This window comes from Streptomyces sp. NPDC030991 (assembly GCF_055571235.1).
Genome location: NZ_JBVIFR010000008.1, coordinates 246,393 through 260,614, shown reverse-complemented (window position 1 = coordinate 260,614; position 14,222 = coordinate 246,393). Strand labels below are relative to the sequence as shown.

Below are 14,222 nucleotides of genomic sequence, written 5' to 3'. Positions count from 1 at the left end.
GCTATGTGAACCAGGAACGGATCGGCGTCCCCAGGAGGAGCGGCACGTGAGCGAGAGCAGCGCACCGGCCACGGTGGCCGTCGCCGAGGCGGCCGCCGAGGCCGCGTCGGGGAACTGGCGGCGGGCCGGGTTCGCCGGCGCCGCGATAGGCGTGGTGGCCGCGGGCGCTGCCGCCGGGGTCGCCGTGGAGCGGCTGACCGTGGGCCGCGGCATGCGCCGCAAGGCGCGGCTGGCCCTCGACGCCGCAGGACCCTACGGCTCGCTGCGCGGCGTCCCCGGCCGGGCCCGCGCCGCCGACGGCACGGAGCTGTACTACGAGGTCGACGAGGTCGAGCCGGACAGCGCCGACGGCCCGCGCAGACGCCGCCTGTTCGGCCGCGGGGCCCAGGCCCCCGTCACCGTCGTCTTCAGCCACGGCTACTGCCTCAACCAGGACTCCTGGCACTTCCAGCGCGCGGCCCTGCGCGGCGTCGTGCGCAGTGTGTACTGGGATCAGCGCAGCCACGGCCGCTCCGGGCGCGGCGTGGAGCAGAACCCGGTGGACGGGGACGGCACGCCCGTCTCCATCGACCGGCTCGGCGACGACCTCAAGGCCGTCATCGACGCGGCCGCGCCCGAGGGCCCGCTCGTGCTGGTCGGCCACTCCATGGGCGGCATGACCGTGATGGCGCTGGCCGACCGGTGCCCCGAGCTGATCCGCGAGCGCGTCGTGGGCGTGGCCCTCGTCGGTACGTCGTCGGGCAAGCTCGGCGAGGTCAACTACGGACTGCCGGTGGCCGGGATGAACGCGGTGCGCCGGGTGCTCCCCGGCGTGCTGAAGGCGCTGGGGCAGCGGGCCGACCTCGTCGAGCGCGGGCGGCGGGCGACCGCGGACCTGTTCGCCGGGATCATCAAGCGGTACTCGTTCGCGACGCGGGACGTCGACCCGGCGATCGCCCGGTTCGCCGAGCGGATGATCGAGGGCACGCCGATCGACGTGGTCGCCGAGTTCTACCCGGCGTTCCAGGAGCACGACAAGACGGCCGCCCTGACACGCTTCGCGGAGCTGCCCGTCCTGGTGCTGACCGGGGAGCAGGACCTGGTGACGCCGAGCGGGCACAGCGAGGCGATCGCGGCGCTGCTGCCGGACGCCGAGCTCGTCCTCGTACCGGACGCCGGGCACCTGGTGATGCTGGAGCACCCCGAGGTCGTCACGGACCGCCTCGTGGAACTGCTGGCCCGCGCGGGTGTCGGGCCGGCAGCCGCTACCGTGGGGAGCCATGGAGACACCGGCAGCACCGCACAGCCCGGCGGCTGAGACCGCCACCCCCGTCACGACCGCCACGGTCACCGTCACCTCCCCCGACCTCATGCGGAAGCTGGGCCTGGCCCTGGCCGAGCGAGTGCGCCCCGGCGACCTCGTGATGCTCACCGGGGAGCTGGGCGCGGGCAAGACGACGCTGACCCGCGGGCTCGGGGAGGGGCTCGGCGTGCGCGGCGCCGTGACCTCGCCGACCTTCGTGATCGCCCGCGTGCACCCGCCGCTCGCCGACGGCCCGGCCCTGGTGCACGTCGACGCGTACCGGCTCGGCGGCGGCCTCGACGAGATGGAGGACCTCGACCTCGACGTGTCCCTGCCGGACTCGGTCACCGTCGTGGAGTGGGGCGAGGGCAAGGTCGAGGAGCTCTCCGACGACCGGTTGCACGTCCTCATCGACCGTGCGACCGGGGACACCGCCGACGAGGTGCGCGTCGTGACGCTGCACGGCATCGGGGAGCGCTGGACCCAGGCGGACCTGAGCTCGCTCGCCGACTGAGACGCACCTGCCCGGAGCCCTTCCCGAACGCTTCCGGACCACCCGGGGCGCCCGCCCGCGACGAATCCCGGACGAATCACGGGTGGATCGCGGGCGTATCCCGACAACGCGTCGGCAAAATGTTGCGCGGCGCGTCTTCGGCGTGTTCACATGGGGACCGGACTTAGTTAGGTCTACCTAACCACGCCTGCTCGGGAGGCGCACATGTCGGCTTCGGAACGTGTAGTGCGGCGCACCGCGCCGACGTCGGGGCAAGGCGGCGCGCACACGGTGTCGATGGGGGATCTGCTGGCGTCCTGCGCGGCGGCGCGGGCGGTGTCGACCCCGCCGCCCCGGCAGGGCCGGGACGCCGGTCAGCACGGCGAGCCCGTACTTCTTCGCGACCGCGAAGACGAGGCGTGCCCCAAGAGCGCCTGAGGGCAGCGCGGAGCGGGGCAACGGGGAGAGCCGGGGAGGGCCCGCGGGCGCCCGGGGTCACCGGACGACGACGACCTTCCGGCCGTGCGTGGCGAACTCCCACATCGCGGCGCCGTCCGCCCGCGACTCCCGGATGCCGCCGGTCTGCTTCGCCGGGTCGGGCGACGGCGTGGAACCGTCGACGGCCGCACTGAACCCGACCGCCACCCCGCCCGCGTTCGCGAACCGCACGACGTGCTCGATCGGCACCCCGTCGGTGCCGGTCACGGACCCGGAGCGGGACGTCACCGTGTACTGGCCGGGCGCCGGATCCACCGTGCCGGGCGTCACCCGGTACGTGCGCCGCGGCTTGCCGTCGCCGCCGACCAGCCAGACCCGGTCGGTGCCCAGCGCGTAGACGACGCGCTCGCCGCCGCCGGACCGCGCGGGCAGCGCCGCGGGATCGGCCTTGTCCTTGGGGGAGCGGGACGCCGTCGCGGAGGGGGAGGCACCGTCCTTCGGCGCGGCGAGTTTCGCCGGCGCGTTCGCCGAGGCCTGGTACGCGAGGAAGCCGACCGCGGCGAGCGCGCCCGCGGTCAGCGCGGTCACGATTCCGGTGCTGCTCCGTGCCACCAGATGCCTGCCTCTCAAGTACGCATGTACGCATGTACGACGCCGGTGACGGCTCTACGTGACGGTAGCAGCCAGGACCCACGGCCCCGGGTTGCCGCCGGAGCGGACGTGGCTCCCCTCGGGTAGCCGTAGGCTGTTTGCGTGCTGTTGCTCGCCGTGGATACCGCCACCCCCGCCGTCACCGTCGCCCTGCACGACGGCACGGCCACCGTCGCCGAGTCGGACCAGGTCGACGCCCGCAGACACGGGGAGCTGCTGCTCCCCGCCGTCGACCGGGTGCTCGCCGAGGCCGGCGCGGGGCTCGACGCCGTCACCGGGATCGTCGTGGGCGTGGGCCCGGGACCGTACACCGGACTGCGCGTCGGCCTGATGACCGCCGACACCTTCGGGCTCGCGCTCGGCGTCCCCGTGTACGGACTGTGCACGCTGGACGGGCTCGCGTACGCCGCCGCGGGCGCGGTCGAGGGCCCCTTCGTGGTGGCCACCGACGCGCGCCGCAAGGAGGTCTACTGGGCCCGCTACGAGGACCCGCGGACCCGCGCCACCGACGCCGCCGTCGACCGGCCCGCCGACATCGCCGAGGCCGTCGCAGGACTGCCCGCGGTCGGCGCGGGCGCGCTGCTCTACCCCGACACGTTCACGGACCCGCGCGGCCCCGAGCACGTGTCCGCCGCCGCGCTCGCCGCGCTCGCCGCCGAGAAGCTCGCGGCCGGCGAGGAGCTCCTGGAGCCGCGCCCCCTCTACCTGCGCCGCCCCGACGCCCAGGTCCCCAAGAACTACAAGGTGGTCACCCCCAAGTGACAGGGACGGCCGAACTGCGCGAGATGCGCTGGTGGGACATCGATCCCGTGCTCGCCCTTGAGAAGGACCTCTTCCCGGACGACGCGTGGTCGCGCGGCATGTTCTGGTCCGAGCTGGCCCACGCGCGCGGCACCGGTTCGACGCGGCGCTACGTCGTCGCGTACGACGGTGACCGGCTCGTCGGCTACGGCGGGCTCGCCGCCTCCGGGAGCGCCTCCGACGGCGGCTCCGCCGACGCCGCCGACGTGCAGACCATCGCCGTCGCCCGCGACCACTGGAGCACCGGTCTCGGCGCCCGGCTGCTCACCGAACTCCTGCGGCACGCCACCGCCTTCGAGGCCGCCGAGGTGATGCTGGAGGTCCGGGTCGACAACACGCGGGCCCAGCGGCTCTACGAACGCTTCGGGTTCGAGCCGATCGGCTTCCGCCGCGGCTACTACCAGCCGGGCAACGTGGACGCCCTCGTGATGCGCCTGACCACCACCCAGGAGCCGGTGCCGCCCGGCGCCTCCCCACTGGAAAACCCGGTACCGGAGAACCCCGTACCGGGCACCCCCGTATCAGGAACTGAAGAGAAGAACCATGGCTGACGAACCGCTCGTCCTCGGCATCGAGACCTCCTGCGACGAGACCGGCGTCGGCATCGTCCGCGGCACCACCCTGCTCGCCGACGCCGTCGCCTCCAGCGTCGACGAGCACGCCCGCTTCGGCGGCGTCGTGCCCGAGGTCGCCTCCCGCGCGCACCTGGAGGCGATGGTCCCGACGATCCGGCGCGCCCTGAAGGACGCGGGCGTCACCGCGAAGGACCTCGACGGGATCGCCGTCACCGCGGGCCCCGGCCTCGCGGGCGCCCTGCTCGTCGGCGTGAGCGCCGCGAAGGCGTACGCGTACGCCCTCGGCAAGCCCCTCTACGGCGTCAACCACCTGGCCTCGCACATCTGCGTCGACCAGCTGGAACACGGCGCGCTGCCCGAGCCGACGATGGCGCTGCTCGTCTCCGGCGGCCACTCCTCGCTCCTGCTCTCCAGCGACATCACCTCCGACGTACGGCCGCTCGGCGCGACCATCGACGACGCGGCGGGCGAGGCGTTCGACAAGATCGCGCGCGTGCTGAACCTCGGCTTCCCCGGCGGCCCCGTCATCGACCGCTACGCGAAGGAGGGCGACCCGAACGCCATCGCCTTCCCGCGCGGACTGACCGGCCCGCGCGACGCCGCGTACGACTTCTCCTTCTCCGGGCTCAAGACGGCCGTCGCCCGCTGGATCGAGGCCAGGCGGGCGGCCGGCGAGGAGGTGCCGGTGCGCGACGTGTCGGCGTCGTTCCAGGAGGCGGTCGTCGACGTGCTGACCCGCAAGGCGGTGCGCGCCTGCAAGGACGAGGGCGTCGACCACCTCATGATCGGCGGTGGCGTCGCCGCCAACTCGCGGCTGCGGGCGCTGGCCCAGGAGCGGTGCGAGCGGGCCGGGATCACGCTGCGCGTGCCGCGCCCCAAGCTGTGCACGGACAACGGCGCGATGGTCGCCGCCCTGGGCGCCGAGATGGTGGCCAGGAACCGGCAGCCCTCGTCCTGGGACCTGTCGGCGGACTCGTCGCTGCCGGTGACGGAGCCGCACGTGCCCGGCCACGAGCACCACGGGCACCACCAGGGCCACGATCACGTGCACGAGGTCAGCAAGGAGAACCTGTACTCGTGAGCGTCGCGCTGATGTGGGAGGCCCGGGCCGTCGAGGGCCGCGGCGAGGAGCTGCTGACCTGGGTCCGGGCGCAGGCCCTGGAGCGGGAGCCGGTGCGCCGCGAGACGTTGCGGGCGCCGGGGGACCGGGTCCTGGTGATCACCTGGTGGGAGGCGGAGTACGACGCCGAGCTGCCGGAACTGCCGGAGCCCGGGGACGAGTTGGTGACGCGGGCCGTGCACAGGTGGCGCTTCGAAGCCGTCTGACGGGCCCGGCGGCGCCCCTGCTGCCCGGTGGCTTCGGCAGCCGCGGAGGTCGGGCGTCTGAGAACTGACTGAGATTTCCGAAATCGCGGGCCAAGTGGTTTACCGCTGTAATAATTCGGACTTAAGTTCCCTCTGTGACTGAGCAGAAACGGTTCCGCACGCGTGTGGTGAAGGCGGTGGCGATCGCCTTCGGCTGCGTCCTCGTGGTCGGCGGGGCGGGGGCCGGGTGGCTCTACTGGCACCTCGACCACAACATACGCGGCGTCGACATCGACAGTGCCCTCGGCGACGACCGCCCGGCCAGACCGGTGGCCGCCTCGCCCTCGGTCTCTCCCTCGGCGTCGTCGCCCGCGGGCCCGGTCGAGACGGGTGTCCTCAACATCCTTGTCCTGGGCTCCGATTCACGGACCGGCACGGAGAACAAGGCGCTCGGCGGCGGTGGCAGCGGCGGCGCCCGCTCGGACACCGCGATGGTCGTGCACCTCGACGCCGGGCGCACCGCGGCGACGGTGGTGAGCATCCCCCGCGACACCCTCGTCGAACGCCCGTCGTGCCCCACGGAGTCGGGCGGCACGACCGCGGTCGCGTACGGCGTGATGTTCAACAGCGCCTATGCGGTGGGCGGTCCGGTCTGTGCGGTGAAGACCGTCGAACATCTCACCGGGGTCCGCATGGACCACTACCTGGAGGTCGACTTCGCGGGGTTCGCGAAGCTCGTGGACGCGCTCGGCGGTGTGGACGTCACCACGGCCGAGAAGATCGACGACGACCTCAGCCACCTCCATCTCAAGGCGGGCGACCACCACCTCGACGGCGAACAGGCCCTCGCCTTCGCCCGCACCCGGCACGGCATCGGCGACGGCAGCGACCTGGGCCGCATCGAGCTCCAGCAGCAGTTGGTGAAGGCGCTGACGGCCAAGGTCTCCGCCGACGGCCTGCTGACCGACCCGGCCCGCCTCTACAAGATCGCCGACGCGGCCACCGGCAGCCTCACCGCGGACACCGGGCTCGACTCGCTCACCGAACTGACCGGCCTGGCACGGAGCATCGGCGGCCTGTCGGCGGACTCCGTCAGGACCGTCGTGATGCCGGTGGTCGAGGCGCCCTCGGACGCCAACCGGGTGGTGGCGGACGAGCCGGAGGCGGGAGAGCTCTGGGAGTCGCTGCGCTGACGACGCAGGCGGCGCGTCATCTCGGCGTGCGGAGGGAAAACGTACGGGCGGAAAAACCTGGAAAGAACTCCGCGGCCGTGTCGATCCCGGCGCCGCCCGTTCGACGCAGGGGTGCGAGGCCGGGAACGAACCGGAACACCGGCCCGCCGGAGAAGAAGGAGACGACCGTGCCCCGCTACCTGACGATGGTCCGGATCGACGAGACGAACGCCCCCGCCGAAGGCCCCAGCGACGCGCTGATGCAGCGCATGGGCGCCCTCATCGAGGAGATGACGAAGGCCGGCGTACTGCTCGACACGGCGGGTCTGACCCCGACCGCGCAGGGCAAGCGCGTGCACTACGACAAGGGCGAGATCACCGTCACAGACGGCCCCTTCACCGAGTCCAAGGAGGTCGTCGGCGGTTACGCGATCATCCAGGCGAAGGACGAGGCCGAGGTCCTGGAGTGGACCAAGCGGTTCCTCAAGGTCCACGAGGAGCACTGGACCATCACCTCCGAGGTTCGCGAGATCGCCGAGGGCTGAGCGTTCGGGGGCCGAGGGGTGAACGTTCCGGGCTGAGAGCGGAGAGCTGAGAGCTGAGAGCTGAGAGTTGAGGGCCGAAGGGCCCCGGCCGTGGGACCGTGGCCCCGGCCGCGTGGCTTCGGGTCCCGGCCGCGATGCCCCGGACCTCGACCGAAGGGCTCCGGACCTTGGCCGCGAGGCCTCGGCGGTGTCTGATGGTGGGCTGTGACAGAGCCACGCTCCCCAGCCCACCGCACCACTCACCCCGCCCCGGCCGAACGCCCCGCGGGCGGAGCGGACACCGCCACGACCCGCGCCATCGAGACGGTCTTCCGCATGGAGGCGCCGCGCATCATCGCGGCCGTCACCCGCGTCGTGCGCGACGTCGGCATCGCGGAGGAATTGGCGCAGGACGCGCTGGTCGCCGCCCTGGAGCAGTGGCCAGGGACCGGTGTCCCCGACAGCCCGGGCGGCTGGCTCACCGCCGTCGCCAGGCGCCGCGCCGTCGACCTGGTGCGCCGGCGCGAGAACTACGCCCGCAAACTCCAGGAGGTGGGCAGGGCAACGGAGTTCGCGTACGAGGCGCCGGTCGCCGCCGATCCGGACGACATCGACGACGACCTCCTGCGCCTCGTCTTCATGAGTTGCCACCCGGTGCTCTCCGCCGAGGCCCGCGTCGCGCTCACGCTGCGCCTGTTCGGCGGCCTGACCACCGCCGAGACCGCCCGCGCGGTGCTCGCCCCTGAGCCGACGGTCGCCCAGCGCATCGTCCGCGCCAAACGCACCCTCGCCACGCGCAACGTCGCCTTCGAGGTGCCGGCAGGACCGGACCGCGAGGCCCGACTCGGCTCGGTCCTGGAGGTCATCTACCTCATCTTCAACGAGGGGTACGCGGCGACGGACGGCGACGACTACCTCCGCCCCGGCCTGTGCGAGGAGGCCCTGCGGCTCGCCCGGGTGCTCCAGTCGCTCATGCCCGGGGAGCCCGAAGTGCACGGCCTGGCCGCGCTGTTGGAGCTCCAGTTGTCCCGCGCCGCCACCCGTACCGGGGCCGACGGTGCGCCCGTCCTGCTCAGGGACCAGAACCGCGGGCGCTGGAACATGCTGCTGATCCGACGCGGGTTCGCCGCGTTGACCCGGGCGGACGAGGTGTCCTCGGGGCCGCCCGGCCCGTACGCCCTGCAAGCCGCGATCGCCGCGTGCCACGCCCGGGCGCATACGTACGAGGAGACCAACTGGGCTCAGATCACCGCCCTTTACTCGCTCCTGGCGGCTCGCACGGCGTCCCCGGTGGTGCGGCTGAACCGGGCGGTGGCCGTGTCGATGGTGGACGGACCCGGCGCGGCGCTCACGCTCGTGGACGCGCTCGCCGGTGAACCGGCCCTGCGCAACTACCACTTGCTGCCGAGCGTGCGAGGCGACCTGCTGGAGCGGCTGGGCCGGCTGGAGGAGGCGCGGGGCGAGTACGAGCGCGCGGCGTCCCTCACGCGCAACGCACGCGAGAGGGAGTTCCTGCTGAACCGGTCGCAGCCGGAGCCCGCCCCGCCGGCGCCCGGGCCGTGACCTCGGCGCGGACCTCAGCGCGCGGGGGCGCCGACCAGCATGGTCGGGGCGCCGGCGACCCGGGTCAGGAACACGGTCGCCGACCGCTTCCCGAAGGGCTTCGGCATGGCCTTCCGCCGCAGCTCCTCCGGCTCGACGGCCGATCCCCGCTTCTTCACGGTCAGCACCCCGACCTCCCGCTCCCGCAGCAGCGCCTTCAACTTCTTCACGTTGAAGGGGAGCCGGTCGGTGATCTCGTAGGCGGTGGCGTACGGGGTCGGGCGCAGCTCGTCCGCCGTCACGTACGCGATCGTCTCGTCGACGAGCCCACCACCCACCTCGTCGGCCACCTCGGCGACGAGGTGCGCGCGGATGACGGCGCCGTCCGGCTCGTACAAGTACCGCCCCACGGGCCGCACTTCGGGGTCCGGCAGGCCGCGTCCGACCAGCCCCCGGGGCCCGGGCAGGAGTGTGGCCCGCTTCCGGCCGGGCTGCGTGCCGAACCACAGGACCGCCTCCTTCACGTCCCCGGCGTCCGAGATCCACTCGGCGTCGGCCTGCGGCGGGATCGCCTCGTGCGGGATGCCGGGTGCGATCTTCAGCGCGGCGCGCGGTGCCGCGAGCGCGGCGGAGACGGCCCAGGACAGCGGCGGGGAGTATGCCTCGGGGTCGAAGATCCGGCCGCGCTTGTCCGAGCGCCGGGCCGGGTCCACGAAGACGGCGTCGTACGCGGCGGTGTCGACCTCGGTGACGTCCGCCTCCCGTACGTCGATGAGGCCGGCGAGCCCGAGCGCCTCGGCGTTGGCCCGCGCCACGGCGCACGTCCCCGGGTCCCGGTCGACGGCGAGGACCGTGATCCCCGCGCGGGCCAGCGCGATCGCGTCGCCGCCGATGCCGCAGCACAGGTCGGCGACGGAGCCGATGCCGAGGGCGCGGAAGGATTCGGCGCGGTAGCCGGCGACGCTGGTCCGGGTCGCCTGCTCGACCCCGTTCGGCGTGAAGTACATGCGGGCCGCGTCCTCGGGCCCGAACTTCGCCACCGCCCGCTGCCGCAGCCGCGCCTGGGCGAGCGCCGCCGAGACGAGTTCGGCCGGGTGCTCGCGGCGCAGCCGGGTGGCGAGCGCGAGCTCCTGCGCCGGGTCGTGGTCGCGCAGCGCGTCGAGCAGGGTCTGCCCCTCGGGGGTCAGCAGGGCGGCGAGGGTGCGGGCGTCGGCGGAGGCGGGGGAGGAGCTCACTCGACCCATTGTGGGCCAGTCGAAGGACGGGGTGCGCACGGCGGCGGTGTCCTCCCCTGATCAGGGCTTTGAGCTGCGAAGATCCGACGCCATGGCATCAGTACGACAAAATGAGGAAACCGCCCCGACGTCGGCTCGCACCCGCTCCGGGCGCCGGTTCGCGTTCACCACCGGCCGGCCCCTCGACTCGTACGCCACCGGACCCACGGCCCGGCGCGCGCGCCGAACGCTCGCCTGCGCCCTGGCCGCCGCACTGCTCACCGGCTGCGCCCAGTCCGTGGACCCGATCGAACGCATGGGCAGGAAGGCCGCCCAGAAGGTCCGTCACCACGCGGGGACCGACCACGCCGACGTGTCAGGCGCACCCGACGTGTCAGGCGCACCCGGCGCACCCGGCGGTCCGCCGTACGCCGTCCCGCCCGCTCCCGCGTCCCCGGCCCGGCGGGTGTTCCCCCCGCGCGTTCGCGGCGCGCTCCCGCCGGTCGTGCGGCGTGTCCCCACCCGGGACAAGGTCGTCTTCCTCGCCTACGACGACAGCGCGGGGAAGGACCCCCGCTTCGCCGACCTGGTCCGTGATCTGCGCCTGCCGGTCTCGGTGTTCCTCACGCGCTCCGTCGAGGGCCCCGGCCGCGACCAGCTCGGCCGGCTCCGCGCGCTCGGCGCCGGGATCGGGAACCGGACCTTCACGCACCCGTTCCTGCCCGGCCTCGGCTACGTGGGGCAGCACGCCGAGATCTGCGGTCAGCAGGAGCGGCTCAGGGACCGCTTCGGCGCGGCCCCGCGGCTCTTCCGGCCGCCCTACGACGCCTACGACGCCGACACCCTGCGGGCGGCGGGCGCCTGCGGTATCGACGCGATCGTCCTGGGTGGCGCCGACGGTGCCCGGCTCCGCCCCGGCGACATCGTCGCGGTCCGCGTCCACGCCCCCGGCGCGAGCCTTACGGAAGCGACCGCGCGGACGCTCGCGCGCGTCCGGAAGCAGGGTCTGACAGTGGGGAGGCTGGAGGACTACCTGTGACCCGGCCCCCTGGTGGGACGCCGTAGCGGGGCGCGGCGCAGCCCGGAACCGGCGCCACCTCCGGTTGGAATTGGCACTCCGCTTGACCGAGTGCTAATCGCAGTCATAGTCTCGGCCCTGGCACTCACCACTGGAGAGTGCCAACAGCGACGGGCAGGTCCGGCACCCGCGACGACGGATCCACCTGGTCGCCACCTCAGACTCTTAACCCCGTGAGATCTCCGAAGGGGGAGACCGGATCGTGACGACCGCCAGCTCCAAGGTTGCCATCAAGCCGCTCGAGGACCGCATTGTGGTCCAGCCGCTCGACGCCGAGCAGACCACGGCCTCCGGCCTGGTCATTCCGGACACCGCGAAGGAGAAGCCCCAGGAGGGCGTCGTCCTCGCCGTGGGCCCGGGGCGCTTCGAGAACGGCGAGCGCCTGCCGCTTGACGTGAACACCGGCGACATCGTGCTGTACAGCAAGTACGGCGGCACCGAGGTCAAGTACAACGGCGAGGAGTACCTCGTCCTCTCGGCCCGCGACGTCCTTGCGATCGTCGAGAAGTAACCAAGCCGAGTAGCAGCTTTTGATGTGAATTGCGCCCCTGGCACCCGCGATCGTAAGAAGCCGGGACCAGGGGCGCGATTCGTTCACCCCTAGTTTTTCGAGAGGGCTGAAACGCTCCCATGCCGAAGATCCTGAAGTTTGACGAGGACGCCCGTCGCGCCCTCGAGCGCGGCGTCAACAAGCTTGCCGACACGGTCAAGGTGACGATCGGCCCCAAGGGCCGCAACGTCGTCATCGACAAGAAGTTCGGCGCCCCCACCATCACCAACGACGGTGTGACCATCGCCCGCGAGGTCGAGATCGAGGACCCGTACGAGAACCTCGGCGCGCAGCTGGTGAAGGAGGTGGCGACCAAGACCAACGACATCGCGGGTGACGGCACCACCACCGCCACCGTGCTGGCCCAGGCCCTGGTCAAGGAAGGCCTGCGCAACGTTGCCGCCGGTGCCTCCCCGGCCGCCCTGAAGAAGGGCATCGACGCCGCCGTCAAGGCCGTCTCCGAGGACCTGCTCGCCACGGCGCGCCCGATCGACGACAAGGCCGACATCGCGGCCGTCGCCGGTCTGTCCGCCCAGGACAGCCAGGTCGGCGAGCTCATCGCCGAGGCGATGGACAAGGTCGGCAAGGACGGTGTCATCACCGTCGAGGAGTCCAACACCTTCGGTCTGGAGCTCGACTTCACCGAGGGCATGGCCTTCGACAAGGGCTACCTGTCCCCGTACTTCGTCACCGACCAGGAGCGTATGGAGGCCGTCCTCGACGACCCGTACATCCTGATCCACCAGGGCAAGATCGGCTCCATCCAGGACATGCTCCCGCTCCTGGAGAAGGTCATCCAGGCGGGCGGCTCCAAGCCGCTGCTGATCATCGCCGAGGACGTCGAGGGCGAGGCCCTGTCGACCCTGGTCGTGAACAAGATCCGCGGCACGTTCAACGCCGTCGCGGTGAAGGCCCCCGGCTTCGGTGACCGCCGCAAGGCGATGCTGCAGGACATGGCCACCCTCACCGGTGCCACCGTCATCGCCGAAGAGGTCGGCCTCAAGCTCGACCAGGCCGGCCTGGACGTGCTCGGCTCCGCGCGTCGCGTGACCATTACCAAGGACGACACCACGATCGTCGACGGTGGCGGCAGCCACGACGAGGTCGTCGGCCGGGTCAACCAGATCAAGGCCGAGATCGAGAACACGGACTCCGACTGGGACCGCGAGAAGCTCCAGGAGCGCCTCGCGAAGCTCGCCGGCGGCGTCTGCGTGATCAAGGTCGGCGCCGCGACCGAGGTCGAGCTCAAGGAGAAGAAGCACCGTCTGGAGGACGCCATCTCCGCGACCCGCGCCGCGGTCGAGGAGGGCATCGTCTCCGGTGGTGGCTCCGCGCTCGTCCACGCCGTGAAGGTCCTGGAGGGCAACCTCGGCAAGACCGGCGACGAGGCCACGGGTGTCGCCGTCGTCCGCAAGGCCGCCGTCGAGCCGCTGCGCTGGATCGCCGAGAACGCGGGCCTCGAGGGCTACGTCATCGTCTCCAAGGTCGCCGAGCTCGAGAAGGGCTTCGGCTACAACGCCGCGACCGGCGAGTACGGCGACCTGGTCAAGGCCGGCGTCATCGACCCGGTCAAGGTCACGCGCTCCGCGCTGGAGAACGCCGCGTCCATCGCCTCCCTGCTCCTGACGACCGAGACCCTGGTCGTCGAGAAGCCGGCCGAGGAAGAGGCCGAGGCCGGTCACAGCCACGGTCACTCGCACTGACGCGCTCCACTCGCACTGACCCGAGGCCCGGCCCCCGATTTCTTCGGGGGGCCGGGCCTCGGTGTTCTCGGGCGCCTACTGCGGGCCGTACTTGCGCCCCGTCCGCGACGTGAGCCCGCCCAGCAGCGCCCACGGCGTCACCTTCACGGCCCCCATCAGCGCCTTGTACCGCGGGTCCGGGATCGACAGGGACTTGCCGCGGGCCAGATCGGCGAGCGCCGCCGTGACCAGCTTGTCGGCGTCCAGCCACATCCACTTCGGGATGTTGCCGGTGCCCATGCCGGCCCGCTGGTGGAACTCCGTACGGACGAAGCCGGGGCAGAGCGCCATCAGCCGCACCCCGCTGCCCGCCAGGTCCTTCGCCGCGCCCAGCGTGAACTGCGCGACCCACGCCTTCGACGCCCCGTAGGTGCCGCGCGGCACGAACGCCGCCACCGACGCCACGTTGACCACGCCGCCGCGCCCGCGCTCGCGCATCACCCGCGTGGCCGCCGACGTCAGCCGCAGCACCGCCTCGCAGTGCACCTTCAGCATCGTCAGCTCGTCGGCCATGGGGACTTCCAGGTACTGGCCCTTGTTGCCGAACCCGGCGTTGTTGACGAGCAGGTCGACCGCGGCCTTCGGGTCGGCGAGGCGCTTCTCGACCGCCGCGATGCCGTCGTCCGTGGCGAGGTCGGCGGTGAGCACCTCGGCCTCGATGCCGTGCCGGTCGTGCAGTTCGGTCGCCTGCTCCCGCAGCCGCTTCGTGTCGCGCGCGACGAGCACCAGATTGTGCCCGTCGGCGGCGAGGCGCCGGGCGAAGGCGGCGCCGATGCCCGCGGTGGATCCCGTGATCAGTGCCGTAGTCATGGACCAAGGTTAGTGACGCACGGCGATGCCCGTGATCACCGCGGG

16 protein-coding genes are annotated in these 14,222 nt (G+C 72.6%); 13 read left to right on the top strand and 3 right to left on the bottom strand.

What is annotated here, in order from left to right; translation table 11 throughout:
* The first annotated feature begins 46 nt into the window (after positions 1 to 46).
* The 3 genes from ACZ45E_RS17845 to ACZ45E_RS17835 all read left to right on the top strand — a co-directional run bounded on the left by ACZ45E_RS17845 (position 47) and on the right by ACZ45E_RS17835 (position 2,213).
* The gene (locus tag ACZ45E_RS17845) at positions 47 to 1,297 is read left to right on the top strand and encodes an alpha/beta fold hydrolase (protein WP_468221807.1); all 1,251 of its coding nucleotides are present in this window, start codon (positions 47 to 49) and stop codon (positions 1,295 to 1,297) included.
* Entirely contained in the window at positions 1,260 to 1,796 is a 537-nt protein-coding gene (gene tsaE, locus ACZ45E_RS17840; RefSeq protein ID WP_468221806.1) for a tRNA (adenosine(37)-N6)-threonylcarbamoyltransferase complex ATPase subunit type 1 TsaE, read from the top strand. Before ACZ45E_RS17845 ends, tsaE begins: the two co-directional genes overlap by 38 nt.
* Positions 1,797 to 2,000: 204 nt before the next feature.
* Complete coding sequence (locus ACZ45E_RS17835; protein ID WP_468221805.1) at positions 2,001 to 2,213, top strand: hypothetical protein; 213 nt, start codon at positions 2,001 to 2,003, stop codon at positions 2,211 to 2,213.
* Between the two features lie 57 nt (positions 2,214 to 2,270).
* On the opposite strand, the gene ACZ45E_RS17830 is transcribed toward ACZ45E_RS17835, so the two are convergent.
* Positions 2,271 to 2,825: a hypothetical protein gene (locus ACZ45E_RS17830; RefSeq protein ID WP_468221803.1), complete on the bottom strand. Its 555-nt coding sequence runs from the start codon at positions 2,823 to 2,825 to the stop codon at positions 2,271 to 2,273.
* 141 nt (positions 2,826 to 2,966) lie between these two features.
* Between ACZ45E_RS17830 and tsaB the strand changes: the two genes are divergently transcribed.
* From tsaB to ACZ45E_RS17795, 7 genes are all read left to right on the top strand, one after another.
* The gene (gene tsaB / locus ACZ45E_RS17825; RefSeq protein WP_468221802.1) at positions 2,967 to 3,626 is read left to right on the top strand and encodes a tRNA (adenosine(37)-N6)-threonylcarbamoyltransferase complex dimerization subunit type 1 TsaB; all 660 of its coding nucleotides are present in this window, start codon (positions 2,967 to 2,969) and stop codon (positions 3,624 to 3,626) included.
* Between the two features lie 23 nt (positions 3,627 to 3,649).
* Positions 3,650 to 4,216, top strand: coding sequence for a ribosomal protein S18-alanine N-acetyltransferase (rimI, locus tag ACZ45E_RS17820; RefSeq protein WP_468221949.1), 567 nt, complete (start codon positions 3,650 to 3,652; stop codon positions 4,214 to 4,216).
* Positions 4,209 to 5,321 carry a tRNA (adenosine(37)-N6)-threonylcarbamoyltransferase complex transferase subunit TsaD gene (tsaD, locus tag ACZ45E_RS17815; RefSeq protein WP_468221801.1) on the top strand — a complete coding sequence of 371 codons (1,113 nt, stop codon included), beginning with the start codon at positions 4,209 to 4,211 and terminating at the stop codon, positions 5,319 to 5,321. The genes rimI and tsaD overlap by 8 nt, the downstream gene beginning before the upstream one ends.
* A complete protein-coding gene (locus ACZ45E_RS17810) occupies positions 5,318 to 5,566 on the top strand; it encodes a hypothetical protein (RefSeq protein ID WP_468221800.1) in 249 nt (82 codons plus the stop codon). The genes tsaD and ACZ45E_RS17810 overlap by 4 nt, the downstream gene beginning before the upstream one ends.
* A 167-nt stretch (positions 5,567 to 5,733) precedes the next feature.
* Positions 5,734 to 6,738, top strand: a complete 1,005-nt coding sequence (locus ACZ45E_RS17805) for an LCP family protein (RefSeq protein WP_468221947.1) — start codon at positions 5,734 to 5,736, stop codon at positions 6,736 to 6,738.
* A 167-nt stretch (positions 6,739 to 6,905) separates the two neighbouring features.
* Positions 6,906 to 7,262, top strand: coding sequence for a YciI family protein (locus ACZ45E_RS17800; RefSeq protein ID WP_468221798.1), 357 nt, complete (start codon positions 6,906 to 6,908; stop codon positions 7,260 to 7,262).
* A gap of 315 nt (positions 7,263 to 7,577) precedes the next feature.
* Positions 7,578 to 8,804, top strand: coding sequence for an RNA polymerase sigma factor (locus ACZ45E_RS17795; protein WP_468221946.1), 1,227 nt, complete (start codon positions 7,578 to 7,580; stop codon positions 8,802 to 8,804).
* A gap of 14 nt (positions 8,805 to 8,818) precedes the next feature.
* On the opposite strand, the gene ACZ45E_RS17790 is transcribed toward ACZ45E_RS17795, so the two are convergent.
* Positions 8,819 to 10,018 (bottom strand): THUMP-like domain-containing protein, encoded by a 1,200-nt coding sequence (locus ACZ45E_RS17790; RefSeq protein WP_468221797.1) that lies wholly within the window; start codon positions 10,016 to 10,018, stop codon positions 8,819 to 8,821.
* 91 nt (positions 10,019 to 10,109) lie between these two features.
* Here ACZ45E_RS17790 and ACZ45E_RS17785 point away from each other — a divergent pair, with 91 nt between their 5' ends.
* From ACZ45E_RS17785 to groL, 3 genes are all read left to right on the top strand, one after another.
* Positions 10,110 to 11,036, top strand: coding sequence for a polysaccharide deacetylase family protein (locus tag ACZ45E_RS17785; protein WP_468221796.1), 927 nt, complete (start codon positions 10,110 to 10,112; stop codon positions 11,034 to 11,036).
* Between the two features lie 241 nt (positions 11,037 to 11,277).
* The gene (gene groES, locus ACZ45E_RS17780; RefSeq protein ID WP_108013273.1) at positions 11,278 to 11,586 is read left to right on the top strand and encodes a co-chaperone GroES; all 309 of its coding nucleotides are present in this window, start codon (positions 11,278 to 11,280) and stop codon (positions 11,584 to 11,586) included.
* Between the two features lie 119 nt (positions 11,587 to 11,705).
* Positions 11,706 to 13,328, top strand: coding sequence for a chaperonin GroEL (groL, locus tag ACZ45E_RS17775; protein ID WP_468221794.1), 1,623 nt, complete (start codon positions 11,706 to 11,708; stop codon positions 13,326 to 13,328).
* Positions 13,329 to 13,403: 75 nt separating this feature from the next.
* On the opposite strand, the gene ACZ45E_RS17770 is transcribed toward groL, so the two are convergent.
* Positions 13,404 to 14,177 carry an SDR family NAD(P)-dependent oxidoreductase gene (locus tag ACZ45E_RS17770; protein ID WP_468221793.1) on the bottom strand — a complete coding sequence of 258 codons (774 nt, stop codon included), beginning with the start codon at positions 14,175 to 14,177 and terminating at the stop codon, positions 13,404 to 13,406.
* Positions 14,178 to 14,222: the final 45 nt, after the last annotated feature.

What these genes read in the sequence shown, in the direction of transcription:
- tsaE (WP_468221806.1), top strand. Translation starts at nt 1,260, where the DNA reads ATGGAGACACCGGCAGCACCGCACAGCCCGGCGGCTGAGACCGCCACC.
- ACZ45E_RS17795 (WP_468221946.1), top strand. Translation starts at nt 7,578, where the DNA reads ATGGAGGCGCCGCGCATCATCGCGGCCGTCACCCGCGTCGTGCGCGAC.
- ACZ45E_RS17785 (WP_468221796.1), top strand. Translation starts at nt 10,110, where the DNA reads ATGGCATCAGTACGACAAAATGAGGAAACCGCCCCGACGTCGGCTCGC.
- ACZ45E_RS17835 (WP_468221805.1), top strand. Translation starts at nt 2,001, where the DNA reads ATGTCGGCTTCGGAACGTGTAGTGCGGCGCACCGCGCCGACGTCGGGG.
- groL (WP_468221794.1), top strand. Translation starts at nt 11,706, where the DNA reads ATGCCGAAGATCCTGAAGTTTGACGAGGACGCCCGTCGCGCCCTCGAG.
- rimI (WP_468221949.1), top strand. Translation starts at nt 3,650, where the DNA reads ATGCGCTGGTGGGACATCGATCCCGTGCTCGCCCTTGAGAAGGACCTC.
- tsaD (WP_468221801.1), top strand. Translation starts at nt 4,209, where the DNA reads ATGGCTGACGAACCGCTCGTCCTCGGCATCGAGACCTCCTGCGACGAG.
- ACZ45E_RS17770 (WP_468221793.1), bottom strand. Translation starts at nt 14,177, where the DNA reads ATGACTACGGCACTGATCACGGGATCCACCGCGGGCATCGGCGCCGCC.